The organism is Alishewanella sp. SMS8 (assembly GCF_030737935.1).
GTDB classification, from domain to species: Bacteria; Pseudomonadota; Gammaproteobacteria; order Enterobacterales; family Alteromonadaceae; genus Alishewanella; species Alishewanella maricola.
This window is the reverse complement of sequence record NZ_JAPJEA010000001.1, coordinates 139094-154202: the sequence shown is the minus strand read 5'-3', so window position 1 is coordinate 154202 and position 15109 is coordinate 139094. Positions and strand designations below refer to the sequence as shown.

At 45.6% G+C, this 15109-nt stretch carries 11 protein-coding genes; 8 read left to right on the top strand and 3 right to left on the bottom strand.

Translation table 11 applies throughout. The features are described 5' to 3' along the window. Window positions 1–16 precede the first annotated feature (16 nt). From glgB to purT, 4 genes are all read left to right on the top strand, one after another. A complete protein-coding gene (glgB, locus tag ORJ01_RS00755; RefSeq protein WP_306176607.1) occupies window positions 17–2206 on the top strand; it encodes a 1,4-alpha-glucan branching protein GlgB in 2190 nt (729 codons plus the stop codon). Between the two features lie 9 nt (window positions 2207–2215). Beyond that, window positions 2216–4264, top strand: coding sequence for a glycogen debranching protein GlgX (gene glgX / locus ORJ01_RS00750; RefSeq protein ID WP_306176605.1), 2049 nt, complete (start codon window positions 2216–2218; stop codon window positions 4262–4264). Between the two features lie 86 nt (window positions 4265–4350). Next, window positions 4351–5880 carry an NADP-dependent phosphogluconate dehydrogenase gene (gndA, locus tag ORJ01_RS00745; RefSeq protein WP_226750987.1) on the top strand — a complete coding sequence of 510 codons (1530 nt, stop codon included), beginning with the start codon at window positions 4351–4353 and terminating at the stop codon, window positions 5878–5880. Continuing rightward, window positions 5877–7064, top strand: coding sequence for a formate-dependent phosphoribosylglycinamide formyltransferase (purT, locus tag ORJ01_RS00740; RefSeq protein WP_306176604.1), 1188 nt, complete (start codon window positions 5877–5879; stop codon window positions 7062–7064). Before gndA ends, purT begins: the two co-directional genes overlap by 4 nt. Before the next feature lie 102 nt (window positions 7065–7166). Here purT and ORJ01_RS00735 read toward each other — a convergent pair whose 3' ends face one another. Then, on the bottom strand, window positions 7167–8606 hold the full coding sequence (locus tag ORJ01_RS00735; protein ID WP_306176603.1) for a DASS family sodium-coupled anion symporter: 1440 nt from the start codon (window positions 8604–8606) through the stop codon (window positions 7167–7169). A gap of 594 nt (window positions 8607–9200) precedes the next feature. On the opposite strand from ORJ01_RS00735, the gene msrB reads away from it, so the two are divergent. The 3 genes from msrB (at window position 9201) to ORJ01_RS00720 (ending at window position 11828) form a co-directional block, all read left to right on the top strand. Beyond that, on the top strand, window positions 9201–9584 hold the full coding sequence (gene msrB / locus ORJ01_RS00730) for a peptide-methionine (R)-S-oxide reductase MsrB (RefSeq protein WP_226750989.1): 384 nt from the start codon (window positions 9201–9203) through the stop codon (window positions 9582–9584). A 140-nt stretch (window positions 9585–9724) separates the two neighbouring features. Continuing rightward, window positions 9725–11176, top strand: coding sequence for a glyceraldehyde-3-phosphate dehydrogenase (locus ORJ01_RS00725; protein WP_306176602.1), 1452 nt, complete (start codon window positions 9725–9727; stop codon window positions 11174–11176). 355 nt (window positions 11177–11531) lie between these two features. Continuing rightward, window positions 11532–11828, top strand: a complete 297-nt coding sequence (locus ORJ01_RS00720) for a hypothetical protein (protein ID WP_306176601.1) — start codon at window positions 11532–11534, stop codon at window positions 11826–11828. 912 nt (window positions 11829–12740) lie between these two features. Here ORJ01_RS00720 and ORJ01_RS00715 read toward each other — a convergent pair. Next, window positions 12741–12950, bottom strand: coding sequence for a cold-shock protein (locus tag ORJ01_RS00715; RefSeq protein ID WP_027670166.1), 210 nt, complete (start codon window positions 12948–12950; stop codon window positions 12741–12743). Window positions 12951–13244: 294 nt separating this feature from the next. Continuing rightward, window positions 13245–14363 (bottom strand): alanine dehydrogenase, encoded by a 1119-nt coding sequence (ald, locus tag ORJ01_RS00710; RefSeq protein ID WP_226751454.1) that lies wholly within the window; start codon window positions 14361–14363, stop codon window positions 13245–13247. Window positions 14364–14497: 134 nt separating this feature from the next. Between ald and lrp the strand changes: the two genes are divergently transcribed. Further along, window positions 14498–14983, top strand: a complete 486-nt coding sequence (lrp, locus tag ORJ01_RS00705; protein ID WP_226751455.1) for a leucine-responsive transcriptional regulator Lrp — start codon at window positions 14498–14500, stop codon at window positions 14981–14983. Window positions 14984–15109 lie beyond the last annotated feature (126 nt).

The window sequence follows — 15109 nt, the reverse complement described above, 5'->3', positions numbered from 1 at the left end:
AGATAAGGACAAGGTAATGAACTTAACGTTTTTTGCGCAAGCGCGCTGCAGACAGCCCTTTAGTGTTTTAGGTTGGCAGTTAATGCAACCAGACAATAAAAATAAAGGCTTAGTGTTACGCTGCTATCTACCTCATGCGAGTGAAGTTGAAGCTTTTGACGCTAAGACTGATAAAAGCTTAGGACAATTAGCTGCAGTGATAGGCTGTCCGGGGGTGTTTGAACTGGCGCAGCCCAGAAAACGTAAAGCCGTGCCTTATTATTTTCAAGTAAGGCAAGGACAACACCAATACCGTTTAGTTGATCCCTATCAGTTTTCTGATCAAGCTTACTACGCTGTGCATTTTGTGCATTCCCAGCCAGAAAATTTATACCGCCAGTTAGGCGCTCAGCTGATCACTTTAGATTTTGCTGGTAAAAGCCTTCCGGCGACTCGCTTTGCCGTATACGCGCCGGATGCCAGCACCGTCAGTTTGGTTGGGGATATGAACCATTGGGATGGCCGTTGTCATCCGATGGAGCGCACCGAATGCGGGCATTGGGTATTAGTGATACCTGAAATCGCCACTGGTACTCGTTATAAGTTTGAAGTTAAAAACAAACATGGCGATTTATTACCGCATAAAGCCGATCCGCTGGCGTTTTATGCTGAGCAATATCCGTCACATGCATCCTTAGTTTATGATCATGCTGCTTATCAGTGGCAAGATCAGAACTGGACAACACGAAAGGCTGGCAATGTCTATCAAAGTGCGATGAGCATCTATGAGGTGCATCCAGGCTCTTGGCGTCGTGACAGCGACAATGCCCCGCTGAGTTATCAAGCGCTTGCTGCACAGTTAATTCCTTATGTACTTGAGATGGGATATACCCACATCGAACTGATGCCGATTATGGAACACCCCTTTGATGGTTCTTGGGGCTACCAGCCATTGGGCTTATTTGCGCCGACTTCTCGCTTTGGTCATCCAGATGACTTTAAAGCCTTTGTCGATGCTTGCCATCAGGCCGGTATTGGCGTGATTTTAGATTGGGTTCCGGCGCACTTCCCTGAAGACGGCCATGGCTTAGCACGGTTTGATGGCAGTTGTTTATACGAATACGAAGATCCGCGTCGTGGCTGGCACCCAGATTGGAATTCCTGCATTTATGACTTTGGTAAAGACTATGTGCGACAGTTTTTAGTGGCCAGTGCTCTTTATTGGCTCGAACACTTCCACATTGATGGGATCCGTGTCGATGCCGTGGCCTCGATGTTGTATTGGGATTATTCTCGAAATGCGGGAGAGTGGGTGCCAAACATTGATGGGGGTAATCATAACTATGAAGCCATTAGTTTGTTTCAATGGCTTAACCGTGAAGTGTATAGCAAGTTCCCTTTAGCGATGACCATTGCGGAAGAGTCAACCTCGTTTCCTCAAGTATCACGCCCCACTGATAGTGGTGGCTTAGGCTTTGGCTTCAAGTGGAATATGGGCTGGATGAATGACAGCTTGCGCTATATCAGTAAAGATCCGGCTTATCGGCAGTATCATCATGGCGATCTGACGTTTTCAATGGTTTATGCCTATAACGAAAACTTCATTTTACCGTTATCGCATGATGAAGTCGTGCATGGTAAAGGCAGTTTGTTAGAAAAAATGCCGGGTGATGAATGGCAAAAAGCGGCCAATATGCGTGCCTTTTTAGCCTTTATGTTTGCCCATCCGGGTAAGAAAATGAATTTTATGGGCATTGAGTTTGCGCAAGCGCGAGAATGGTCGCACTCACAAAGCTTGGATTGGCACTTACTGAGCTTTGATAAGCATCGCGGTATGCAACAACTTTTTCGTGATTTAAACCATACCTATCGCGGTCATACGCCCTTGTACCAATTAGATTATGACACTGCCGGTTTTGGTTGGTTAGATCATCAGGATGCCGCACACAGTACCGTAAGCTTGTTTCGGCAAGATGCCGCAGGCGAGCGGGTTTATGTGGTCAGTAATTTTACCCCGATCCCACGCAATGATTTTTGTTTAGGTGTGGCACAGGCCGGTGAATACGAAATCATTTTAAATACCGATAGCGAACATTACTGGGGCAGTAACTATCCGGTGCAGCAAGCACCTTTGCTAGCGCTTGAGCAGGCTATGCACGGTCAGGCTTGTAGTATCGTGTTAAATTTACCGCCATTATCGACGTTATACATTCGACAAAAAATCTAAGGAAATACCATGACCGCCGTCATTGGGTTGTTAAAAATGTCTGCTGGCCAGCCGAGTTCGTTAGGGGCGAGTCTAGTGCAAGCAGAAACGTGGAATTTTGCTGTGTATGCTCCAGATGCCAGTGAACTGACCTTGTGTTTGTTTCTGCCCGATACCGAAGAGTTGCTTGCCGAGATCCCCTTTCAAGGCCGCACTGGTGAAATTTGGCATGTGGCGGTCAGTGGTATTGAACAAGGCTCTTTATATGCGCTAAAAGCGGCTGGCCCCAATATTCCAGATGCAGGTTTACGTTTTGATAAAGAGCGTTTATTACTTGACCCGTACTGTCGTAAGTTAAATCGGCCGCAAATGTGGCAAGAACGTCAGTACGCTAGCCACAGTCATTATTCTTTAGCGAAAGGGGTGTTAGAACAGGCTCCATTTGACTGGCAAGATAGTTTTAAACCTGCGATCCCTCGGGAAAAAACCGTCATTTATGAAGCCCATGTCAAAGGCATGACCATGCAACATCCCGATGTGCCTGAGCATTTGCGCGGGACCTATTTGGGCTTGTGTCATCCGGCGATTATTGAACATCTGTTAGCGCTCGGCATTACCACGGTGCAATTATTGCCGGTGGCTTCTTTTATGGCCGAGCCGCGGCTCAGTGCGTTACGTTTAACCAATTATTGGGGTTATAACCCGTTGAATTTTTTTGCACCGGAACCGCGTTATCAGTATGAAGATGCAGTAGCCGAGTTCAAAACCATGGTGCGCACCTTGCATCAACATGGCTTAGAAGTCATTTTAGATGTGGTGTTTAATCACACGGCTGAAGCGGGTGAAGATGGCCCAGTGCTTAGTTTTCGTGGTTTAGCGAATCGGCAGTATTATCTGTTTCATAGCCATGGTGAAATGATTGATTACCAAAATTATTGTAATTTTACGGGGTGTGGCAATACCTTGAATGTGTCGCATCCGATGATGCAGCGTATGATAATGGATGCCTTGCGTTATTGGTTAACCGAGATGCAGGTAGATGGTTTTCGCTTTGATTTAGCCGTGACACTGGGCCGGGAGTTTAAACGCTACAATCCGTTTGCGGCTTTCTTTCAAATCGTTGCGCAAGATCCGGTGATCAGTAAAGCTAAGCTGATTGCGGAGCCTTGGGATGTCGGGCCTTTTGGCTATCATTTGGGGCAATTTCCGGCGCACTGGTCTGAGCTTAATGATAAATGTCGTGATACTTTTCGGGCGTTTTGGCGTGGCGATCAAGGGGTGCTCCCCGAATTTGCTACACGTTTATTAGGCTCGCGCGATATTTTTCAAAAACATCATAAGCCCGCCAGTTGCAGTGTGAACTATATTAGCTATCACGATGGCTTTACGCTAAGAGATTTAGTCAGTTACAACGACAAACACAATTGGCTAAACGGTGAAGAAAACCGTGATGGCCACGGCCATAATCTGAGTAAGAATCATGGTGCGGAAGGTGTGACCTCGGATGAAGCCATTATTAATGCCCGTAATCAACATCGACGTAATTTGGTTGCCACTTTAGTACTTAGCCAAGGGATGATCCATTGGTTAGGCGGCGACGAGCTAAGTCATACTCAGCATGGCAATAACAATGCGTACTGCCAAGATAATCCGATTTCTTGGTTAAATTGGCAGTTAGATGGGCCCGCCACTAAGTTTCTGAAATTCGTACAACAAATGCTGAAAATGCGCCAGTCATTATGTTGTTTACAGCAAATCAGCTTATTAGACGATAACTACCAAAAACATGGTGATAAACACCACGTGCATTGGTATTTAATGGATGGCACCGATATGAGCGAACCGAATTGGCATGAATCTGATCGGCACAGTTGCATGGTGGATATTGTTAATGACAATAGCGGTCAACGTTTGTTATGCATCCTAAATGCATCGGATAAAAATCAAGCGGTTAGCATTCCTGCGCCCTTGCGCAACTTATTGTTTGACACGTCAGTGAATGACGGTTTAACGCCCACTACAGCGGTGCGTAAAGATAAGTGGTTGCAAAGCGCTTATAGCTTATCGGTCTGGCAGTAGGTTTATGCTGGCATATAGCCTATAATGCGCGGCATTTTTCGACCCGCGCCAGTTTGCGCGCTTTCAACGTTGTTAAGGATCGTTAGATGACAGACAGCACAACTCTGTGTGAAATTGGTTTTGTTGGGGCAGGGGTAATGGGTAAAAACCTTATTCTCAACCTGGCAGATAACGGCTATCGAGTGGCGGCTTTTGACCTTGATAACCAGAAATTAGAGGCTGTACTAGCACAAGATGCGGCAGAGCAAGGCGATAAAGGCCCCCGAGTTGTCGGGTGTAGCTCTTACACCGAATTGTTATCACGCTTATCTGCGCCTCACCTAATAGTGTTATCCGTGCCTGCGGGCAAAGCCGTTGACGATGTGTGTCATAAATTGATCGATGCCGGTATTCAAGCCGATGACATCGTAGTCGATACTGGTAACAGTCTGTGGACGGATACTGTCGCGCGAGAAAAAAGCTACGAAGGTAAATTTATCTTTTTCTCCACGGCCGTGTCAGGTGGTGAAGTGGGTGCCCGGTTTGGCCCTTCTTTAATGCCCAGTGGCGATCCTTACGCGTGGACCCGCATTAAACCGATGTGGCAAGCGATTGCCGCCAAAGTTGATCCTGCTACCGGTAAACCCATCGAACGCTTCGAGCCGGGTAATCCAGTGACAGAAGGTGAACCTTGTGCGGCCTATATTGGCCCCAGTGGTTCTGGCCATTATGTCAAAATGGTGCACAACGGTATCGAATATGCCGATATGCAGCTGATTTGCGAAGCCTATCAAGTGATGCGAGATGTGTTAGGCATGTCGGCGGCGGCCATTGGTGAGATTTTCGTGCAATGGAATGATGGCCCACTGCACAGTTATTTAATGGATATCAGTGCCCAAGTCTTAGCCACTAAAGACAGCGAAACCGGCTTACCGCTGGTTGATGTTATTTTAGATAAAGCTGGTCAAAAAGGCACGGGCCTGTGGACTGCCGTCAGCAGTTTACAATTAGGTAGCCCCGCGCCCACCATCGCTGAAGCGGTATATGCCCGCGCGATTTCTGGTTTAAAAGCTGAACGGGTGAAAGCTGCAACGGTACTGGCCGGTCCTGCTCAAAATTTATTTTCAGAAGAACAGCAAGCCGACATGATCCAAGCACTGCATGATGCTTTGTATTGTGCCAAAATTTGCGTGTATGCACAGGGCTTTCATCTTATGAAAACGGCTGCGGCCGAGCATGGTTGGCAGTTAAATTTTGCCGAAATCGCTAAGATTTGGCGTGCGGGCTGTATTATTCGAGCGGTGTTTTTACAATCGATCACTGAAGCTTACGAGCGAAACGACGAGTTGGAAAACCTGCTGTTGGATCCGTTTTTCTCAAAGCAAATTTCAGTGTATCAACAAAACTGGCGCAAAGCCGTGGCCAACGCATCGCTGGCGGGGATCCCCGTGGCCGCGTTAAGTTCAGCTTTAAGTTACTACGATGCTTATCGCACTGCGGTATTACCGGCTAATTTATTGCAAGGCCAGCGTGATTTCTTTGGTGCTCATACCTTTGAGCGCACGGATAAAACCAAGGGTAAAACCTATCATGTTGATTGGAGTCGTCCTGAACGGCCAATGGTGAAAGTAAAATGAGCGTTGTCATTGGAACACCCGGCACAAGCAGCAGCACTAAGGTATTGTTATTAGGCGCTGGTGAATTAGGTAAAGAATTGTGTTTAGAATTAAAGCGTTATGGCTGTGAAGTGGTAGCGGTTGATCGTTATCCTAATGCTCCTGCCATGCAAGTTGCCGATAAAGCGGTGGTGATCTCGATGCTCGACAATGCCGCACTGCGACAGTTGGTGATCACGGAAAAACCGGCGTTAATTGTGCCAGAGCTAGAGGCGATAGCGACGTCGGTGTTGCTGGAACTGGAAGCCGCAGGTTTTAATGTGGTTCCCAGTGCTCAAGCGGTTAATTTAACCATGAACCGCGAAGGGATCCGCCGTTTAGCTGCAGAAACTTTGCAGTTGCCTACTTCCAATTATCAATTTGCCAGCGATAAAGCCGGTTATCTGGCTGCGGTGGCTGCGATAGGTTATCCCTGTGTGGTCAAACCGATTATGTCTTCTTCTGGCAAAGGGCAAAGCGTATTACGCAGCGATGCCGATGTTGAAGCAGCATGGGTTCATGCGCAAGAAGGCGGCCGCGCCGGTAAAGGCCGTATCATTGTCGAAGGGTTTGTTGATTTTGATTATGAAATTACCTTACTGACGGTAAATTCTATTTCAGGCATTCAGTTCTGCGATCCGATTGGCCACCGGCAAGAGCAAGGCGATTATCGTGAAAGCTGGCAACCGCAACAGATGTCGGTTGTTGCTGCGCAAAAAGCTCAACAGTATGCTACCGCTGTGGTGCAAGCCTTGGGGGGTAAAGGCTTATTTGGCGTTGAGCTTTTTGTTAAAGGCGATGAAGTATGGTTTAGCGAAGTGTCACCGCGGCCACACGATACCGGTATGGTGACCTTGATTTCACAGCAGTTAAGTGAATTTGCACTGCACGCTCGTGCGATCTTGGGTTTACCTATTCCTAGCATTAAACACTACGGCCCAGCTGCCTCGGCGGTATTATTGGTGCCTGGGCACAGCCAAAATATTCAATATCATATTGGTGCGGCGGCATTAATGCAGCCCGATACGGAACTGCGTATTTTTGGTAAGCCCGAAGTACAAGGCGAGCGGCGCATGGGGGTGGCATTAGCTTTGGCTGACGATACTGATAAAGCCTGTGCTAAAGCCTTAGCCGTTATCGCTGAATTAAAAGTTGAATTAAGCTAGTTTATCGCGGTTTTCATCACCCATAACAAAGAAAAACCCACTGCAGTTTGTTCGCTGCAGTGGGTTTTTTTATGGTGATAAATAAGGTTGCGTAAAAACGGATTAAAACGCAAACACCCAACGCGCTAAAAATAAGCTGGTTAAGCTCACCAACAAGACGGCAAAGAGATTTAAAGCAAAACCGGCTTTAACCATGTCCGCAATGCGTAAATGACCAGATGAAAAGACAATGGCATTGGGCGGGGTGGCTACCGGCATCATAAAGGCACAGCTGGCTGCAATGGCAGCCGGGATCACCAAGGTCATTGGCGAGCCTGACATGGCTAACGATATGGGCGCTAGCAAGGGTAAAAAGCCTGCTGCTGTCGCGGTATTACTGGTGACTTCGGTCAAAAATACGATAACAGTCGTCACGAGCACCACCATCAGCCACAGCGGCATGTTGTCGAGTAACATCACTTGCTCAGCGATATAACTGGCTAAACCACTTTTACTGATCAGCGCGGCGAGGCTTAAACCGCCACCAAACAACATTAGGATCCCCCAAGGCAACTGCTTGGTTTCTTCCCAAGTTAAAATGCGGGTGTTTTTACTGTCCAAAGGCAATACTAAGATTAATACCGCTGCAAGCATCGCAATGATAGTGTCATCTAACGGTAAACCGATGAGTTTGACTAAAAACGGACGTGTGATCCATAGTAAGGCAGTCAGGGCGAAAATAATCAGTACCGCTTTTTCACCTCGCTGCATCTTACCCTGCACAATCAACTTTTGGTGGAATAAGTTACGGGTGTTGGCAATCTTAACTTGGTCGAGTTTATAAGCAAATTTGGTTAGCCATAACCAACAACCGAACAACATGGCAACGGACAGCGGTAATCCCACAATCATCCACTCAACAAAACCAATCCGAATGCCGTAGGTATCTTGTAAAAACGCGGCCATAAAAGCGTTAGGAGGTGTACCAATTAAGGTTGCTAAACCGCCAATCGAGGCAGCATAAGCCACGGCTAATAAAATAGCCTTGCTAAAGTCATTTTCGCTAGGTTGTTTATCTTGCTCTAACATGCGAGTAATAGACAGTGCAATGGGTAACATCATTACCGCGGTTGCCGTGTTCGACATCCACATTGATAAGAACGCCGTGACTAACATAATACCGCCAATTTGCTGGCTTGGTTTACTGCCCACAATCAGCATGGTATGCAAGGCGATACGGGTATGCAAAGACCAACGTTCCATGGCAATCGAGATTATAAATCCGCCCAAGAATAAAAAAATCAATGGATGGGCATAAGACTGTGCCACGGCGCTTAAACTATTTAAATCGAGTAAGGGAGCCACGAGTAAAGGTAAAAAAGCTGTGGCAGGGATGGGAACAGCTTCACTGATCCACCAACTGGCCATCCAAACGGTTAAACCTATGACTAACCAGCTAGGTTCATTCATACCAAAAGGTGCGGGTAACACTAAGGTGATTAGCATCAACAATGGGCCAATCAGCAGCGCCAAAAATGGGGTTTTCGTTTCGTTAACTGTCATGATGAGCTCCTAGAAATGGTATTGCAGAATTAACGCGATCGAGGTGTCAGTCTCATCGGTCAACGCTTACTGGTTAACAAAGAAATACGCTCTTCTCTGGCTATTAAACAGCTAATCGACACCTGCAGTATAGTCATTTGCAGCGCTCTGTTGTCTAATTTCTGAAGTATCATGGCCAAGTTGTAGCTTCGGTGGCAAATCGCCAGTGGCATACTGCAGGCTGATATAACCGCCTGTAACTTTACGTTAGCCCTCACTTTGTTCAGTGTATTAAGTATGATGACTAATTTACCTTAAGGTCAGTCGATGGGCTACCTGTTAGTATTGATTTACCTCAACAAATAGCTAGCTAGCGCATCGATAAGTGCTATGGTTAAGTGTTGTTATTACGGCGGATTAATGTTGGCTAAGCCCCTTTACACGATGCTAACAGCTAGCCAGTTTTGTTGATTCATTTTGCTATAAGCTTGTTTTAAAGCCAAAGCCATTAGCAATCGTTACGCTTTTAGCTAGGCCAGAGACAAACTGATTGAGCCAAGCACAGCGCGCAGCGTATATTGATGTTAGCGTTAAAAGATAATACAGGAGCATCAAATGAAATTATCAGAAGCAGAATGGCGGCAGCGTTTAACCGAAGAGCAATTTCGGGTAACGCGCTTAAAAGGCACAGAATATCCATTTACGGGTGAATTATTACACCATACCGCAGCAGGCACTTATCACTGTGTCTGTTGCGGTACAGAATTATTTAATGCCAGCACGAAGTTTGATGCCGGTTGCGGCTGGCCCAGTTTTTATCAATCGTTAGCGGGGAAGGTGCGTTATGAAGAAGACCACAGTCATGGTATGCAACGCATTGAAATTGTTTGTAATAATTGCGATGCCCACTTAGGCCATGTGTTTGAAGACGGGCCTGCGCCAACCGGGCAGCGCTACTGTGTTAATTCAGCTTCATTAACATTCACCCATAAGACTTAAGCCTATATTTAAGCTGTAAGTGTTGTGGTAGGGTTTCATAATCAATTACAATAGGCCGCCTTATAAAAACCGCTGTATCCTACAGAAAAGCGGCTTAGGCACACCGATTAATTCATTTTATTGAAGTAAAAGGCCTAATAATGACCCTATCACACGCAGAACAGTATCAAAAAAGCTGGCAGGAACGCCAGGAATACGCCGAAAACATGTTACCTATCATTGGTCGGCTTTATCGTAATAAAGGCATTGAGGTGGTTATCTATGGGCGGCCTCTGGTTAACGCTACCACCATTGATATTATTAAAGCGCATAAAACAGTAGAGCGGTTCGAAGGTCAAAAATTACGCCTTCGCGAGAGTTTTCCGTTATTAGAAGCCATCAGTAAAATGAATTTGGCACCCGGTCGGGTAGATATTGGTAAATTGGCGTACGCCTATTTATATAAAGACAATGCATCAGGCCTAACGCTTGAGCAATATTTAGCTCAAGAACTAGCGGATATTCTTGATCATGAAGATCAAGTGACACCCGTTGATGTTGTGCTCTATGGTTTTGGTCGAATTGGCCGCTTAGTTGCCCGCTTAATGTTAGAGCGCTCAGGCCCTAGCAGTAAATTACGTTTAAAAGCGATAGTGGTACGTGGCGGTAAAAAAGGTGACTTAGAAAAACGCGCCAGCTTATTACGTCGCGATTCTATTCATGGCCCTTTCAATGGCAGCATTACGGTCGATGAAGAGAACCAAGGCATTAAAGCTAACGGTACTTTTATCAAAGTGATTTATGCCAATTCGCCAGAGCAAGTTGATTACACGCAATACGGTATTGATAACGCGCTAATCGTCGATAACACCGGTATATTTAAAGACGATAAAGAATTATCCATTCACTTGCAAAGCAAAGGTGCGGCTCGCGTGTTAATTACCGCACCGGCTAAAGGTGAAGTACCGAACGTGGTATATGGTGTTAACCAGCATATGATCACGCCAGAGCATAAAATTGTTTCTGCAGCCAGTTGTACCACCAATGCCATTACGCCAGTATTAAAAGCACTGCAAGATGAGTACGGTATTCGCAATGGTCACGTAGAAACCGTGCACTCTTATACCAACGATCAAAACTTGATTGATAACTTCCACAAAGCCGATCGCCGTGGCCGTGCTGCGCCGTTAAATATGGTATTAACCTCAACGGGTGCCGCCAGTGCGGTGGCTAAAGCTTTGCCTGAATTAAAAGGTAAGTTAACCGGTAATGCGATTCGTGTGCCAACGCCTAACGTGTCAATGGCGATATTATCGTTAAACTTGAATCGCGAAACCAACAAAGATGAGTTAAACGATTTCTTGCAGCGCACGTCACTGTTCTCTGAGTTGCAAGATCAAATCGATTTTACCAGTTCAACCGAAATCGTTTCTTCTGACTTAGTGGGCTCGCGCTACGCAGGTGTGGTTGACTCACAAGCCACTATCGTTGATGGCGACCGTTGCGTGTTATACGTGTGGTATGACAACGAGTTTGGTTACAGTGTGCAGGTTACTCGCGTAATGAATGAAATGGCGGGTATTAAATACCCAACTTTACCTATCGCGAAATAATTTTTCGCCATTTTGAAAGCCCGCTGTTTGCGGGCTTTTTTATGCCTGTTGTTTGCTGTTGTGTAGAAATATGTTAGCTAGTAGCGCTGTTTAGTGATGGCGGCAGGATACTTTACTCGTAGTGCACACCTTTTCGCCGTTGGCGAATAACTTTCTTTTGTTTTGACAACGGCGAAAACGTTAAGGGTCTTGGTATCTGAACACGAAGCTAGTAAATTAAAAGTGAATTAAGTGCTTAATCGGCTTCTCAAGTCATTGATTTTCGGTAAACTCATAGGTATGAATTAATTCTACCTTTCTGATGTTACTGAAAGGCCTGCATAACAACTGTTATAAATCACAATAGGAATATCTGATGGACAAGGATAAAGTTGAAGCTCATTCGCTTTTTAATAGCATGCAAAAGAAGCAAGCACTTTTAGATGAGTTTGAAAAACTCCGCCCAAATTGGAAAGGCAGTATCATTAGATTTGCAAGCATGGTGATTGCAATGGCCTTTATTCTATTCATCTATCCAGAAGTTGCTCAGCAACCTGTTTCGTATGTTTTTTTAATTCTTATATTTGGTATGAGTTCAGAATTGCATGCTGAAAGTAAAAGAATTAATAAGCGAATAGATGCGCTTCATAAGTTGTTAAAAGATGATGTATAACAAGGCGCATCACTCGTGGCCTGCGGCCACTGGGAAGTCAAACGCTAACGCGTTTTTCCGCCCGTGTGCTTTGTGTTAAGCGTTATTATGAAAAGTCGCACTGAGTTGGGCGCTCTAGATGCCCGTCTAATTTTGTTGATTATCATGGGGCCGCCCTTTGGAGCCGCTCATTTGGTATTTCGTCACGAGTTAGTTTGGTCGCTTATAGTCTTTTCAGCTTGGCTAGTAGCGTGTTTTCCATTGATGCAATGGCTAAATCGTAAAAACTTGGCTCGTAAACGGTATGTATTATTAATAATTGTAATAATGTCCGGCTTCTTTGGAGTGGTTTTTTATGCTAGTGCAACCGCTTAACAATACGCATCACTCGCTCCCGTTGGTCGCTGGGACGCGAACCCGCTGCGCGGCTCCTCGCCAGTGTGCTTTGCGTTCTGCTAACACCTAAAAGCGGACTTTAAAACCTTAAAGTTGAAATGTCTGCAATTGGCACTAACAAGCTATTCAGCTAGGCGAATACCGCTCTGGCTTTTATTCCCCTTAGAGCGAGCTGACTGATCATCGTTGGCCAAGGTTTTAAGAAAACGGGCGTTTGAGTGCAGCGACGAAGCATAACACGAGTGATGTTTTCGCCTTGGACAACGCATGAGCAGCTGGGCTTTCGAGTGGCAGTGGGGCGCAATTTCTTTGGATACGTTCTTTGGCGATGCAAAAGAAAGTCTCTCGCCAACGGCGAAAACGTGAATGCGATTTACCAGCAGAATGCGAGAATGCAGAACAGGGCAATATAAAATATCAGAGGAAACAACAGCATACAAAAGAGTAAAGTAGAAACAGGAATGGCAGAAACAAAAAAGGCCAGCAAGCTGACCTTTTATACTATCTCAAATCGAGAAGCGCTTTATAAAAGTACTATTACAGTACAGTTACGTTAGCAGCTTGTGGGCCTTTTTGGCCTTGTTCGATTTCGAAGGCAACACGTTGGCCTTCGTTTAAGGTTTTGTAACCTTCAGTTTGGATAGCACGGAAGTGAACGAAAGCGTCAGCGCCGCCGTTGTCTTGAGTGATGAAACCGAAACCTTTATCTGCGTTGAACCACTTTACTACACCAGTTACTTTAGCCATGAGAGACTCCTAAAAATTTTAAAAAGTTATTTAACGCGAAATGCGCTTTTAGCCTGACTGTTACTTATGTGGCCAAACGTGCGTGAATCTTCAGGACATGACTTACAAGCGAAGCTGTGTAGCGAAGTTTTCAAAAACAAGTTGTTACATAGGTCTGTACTACAGGCCGGAAAGCACTATAACAGGTCTGAGCGGAATGTATAGCTTTATCGGATAATAAATCGTTAAAACAAGCAGAAATAAAAAAGCCGGTAAAAAATACCGGCTGTTTGCTCAGATTAAAGGTAACGCTAATTAGGCACCAATAGCGGTTTCTGGCGCTACGTAAGCCAGTTTTAACGCGTCAGCAACACTTTCGTTAGTCACTAAGCCACGGTACACGTTTAGACCCGCTAACAGATGCTTGTCATCTTGTAAGGCTTTTTTGTAGCCTTTGTTCGCCAAACGAATAATGAAAGGCAGGGTGGCATTGTTCAAGGCGAAAGTAGAGGTACGTGGCACCGCACCTGGCATGTTCGCAACACAGTAATGCACAACTTCATCAATAATATAAGTTGGATCGGCATGGGTAGTGGGTTTTGAGGTTTCCACACAACCGCCTTGGTCAATCGCCACATCAACAATAGCTGAGCCTGGCTTCATGCGTTTGATATGGTCACGGGTAATCAGCTTAGGCGCGGCTGCGCCTGGTACTAATACACCACCAATCACTAAATCAGCGGCTAAGACTTCTTGCTCTAAGGCATCAGCCGTTGAGTAAATGGCTTTAACTGCGCCGTTGAACTGAGCGTTAATGCGGCGTAACACATCTACATTACGATCCAGTACGGTAACATCTGCACCTAAACCTAAGGCCATTTGCGCCGCGTTAGTACCCACCATACCGCCACCGACAACCACGACTTTAGCGGGTGCTACACCAGGTACACCGCCTAATAACATACCGCGACCAGCACAAGATTTTTCTAAAGCACGAGCACCGGCTTGAATTGACATGCGGCCAGCCACTTCTGACATAGGCGCTAATAACGGTAAACCGCCTTTATTATCGGTGACAGTTTCATAAGCGATACAAACCGCTTTTGAATTGATTAAATCAGCAGTTTGTTCTGGATCCGGCGCTAAGTGCAGGTAAGTGAACAGAATTTGGCCATCACGTAACATGGCACGTTCAACAGCTTGTGGCTCTTTTACTTTTACAATCATGTCTGCTTGTGCAAACACGTCAGCCGCAGTCGCTAATACAGAAGCACCGGCAGCTTGATAATCTTCATCGGTAAAACCGATACCCATACCGGCTTGCTGTTCAACCAACACGCTGTGGCCATGGCCAATCAGTTCGCGAACGCTTGCTGGCGTCATGCCGACACGGTATTCATGGTTTTTGATTTCTTTAGGTACACCGATAATCATATGTTTCACCTTGGTTCAGTTGAGTAATATTTTTAGGAAGTATAGCGGCAAAAAACCAGAATTACTGCTTGTTTTAAGTTTGCTAAATAGTGCAATATGCTGTTTATGGTTACAAGTCGGGATTTTATGCTGCTATGTATTCTTTAAGTAAGAGTATCAAGAAGTTAGATAGGATTGATCGAAAAATATTAGTCGAATTACAACTCGATGGTCGTTTAGCCAATGTGGAATTGGCCAGAAGGGTAGGGCTTAGTCCTACGCCCTGTTTAGAGCGAGTGCGAAAGCTAGAATCTGAAGGTTATATCTTGGGCTATACCGCACAAGTTGACCCACACAAAGTGGGAGCCGCATTATTGGTTTTTGTTGAAATAACGCTAAGCAAAACCTCGCCGGAAGATTTTGATGAGTTCAGTAAAGCGGTGCAAAAGTTATCAGAGATCCAAGAGTGTCATTTGGTATCGGGAAGCTTCGATTTTTTACTGAAAACCCGTGTTGCTAATATGGCGGCATACCGCGAGTTATTAGGGGAAACCTTACTCCGTTTACCCAGTGTGCGCGAAAGCCGTACCTATGTGGTGATGGAAGAGGTGAAACAAAGTAGTTTTGTGCCGATGGTTTAAGCTAAGTTATTGGCTTTATACAGCTATCATTCAGCGAAAAGCCGTTACGCTATGCCGGACATAGATGCACTTTTACCCCAGCTCTGGTAACCTAGTCGCGTCAGTGGCGACAGGCAGTCGTGACTG

What these genes read in the sequence shown, in the direction of transcription:
- glgB (WP_306176607.1), top strand. Translation starts at nt 17, where the DNA reads ATGAACTTAACGTTTTTTGCGCAAGCGCGCTGCAGACAGCCCTTTAGT.
- glgX (WP_306176605.1), top strand. Translation starts at nt 2,216, where the DNA reads ATGACCGCCGTCATTGGGTTGTTAAAAATGTCTGCTGGCCAGCCGAGT.
- gndA (WP_226750987.1), top strand. Translation starts at nt 4,351, where the DNA reads ATGACAGACAGCACAACTCTGTGTGAAATTGGTTTTGTTGGGGCAGGG.
- purT (WP_306176604.1), top strand. Translation starts at nt 5,877, where the DNA reads ATGAGCGTTGTCATTGGAACACCCGGCACAAGCAGCAGCACTAAGGTA.
- ORJ01_RS00735 (WP_306176603.1), bottom strand. Translation starts at nt 8,606, where the DNA reads ATGACAGTTAACGAAACGAAAACCCCATTTTTGGCGCTGCTGATTGGC.
- msrB (WP_226750989.1), top strand. Translation starts at nt 9,201, where the DNA reads ATGAAATTATCAGAAGCAGAATGGCGGCAGCGTTTAACCGAAGAGCAA.
- ORJ01_RS00725 (WP_306176602.1), top strand. Translation starts at nt 9,725, where the DNA reads ATGACCCTATCACACGCAGAACAGTATCAAAAAAGCTGGCAGGAACGC.
- ORJ01_RS00720 (WP_306176601.1), top strand. Translation starts at nt 11,532, where the DNA reads ATGGACAAGGATAAAGTTGAAGCTCATTCGCTTTTTAATAGCATGCAA.
- ORJ01_RS00715 (WP_027670166.1), bottom strand. Translation starts at nt 12,950, where the DNA reads ATGGCTAAAGTAACTGGTGTAGTAAAGTGGTTCAACGCAGATAAAGGT.
- ald (WP_226751454.1), bottom strand. Translation starts at nt 14,363, where the DNA reads ATGATTATCGGTGTACCTAAAGAAATCAAAAACCATGAATACCGTGTC.
- lrp (WP_226751455.1), top strand. Translation starts at nt 14,498, where the DNA reads ATGTATTCTTTAAGTAAGAGTATCAAGAAGTTAGATAGGATTGATCGA.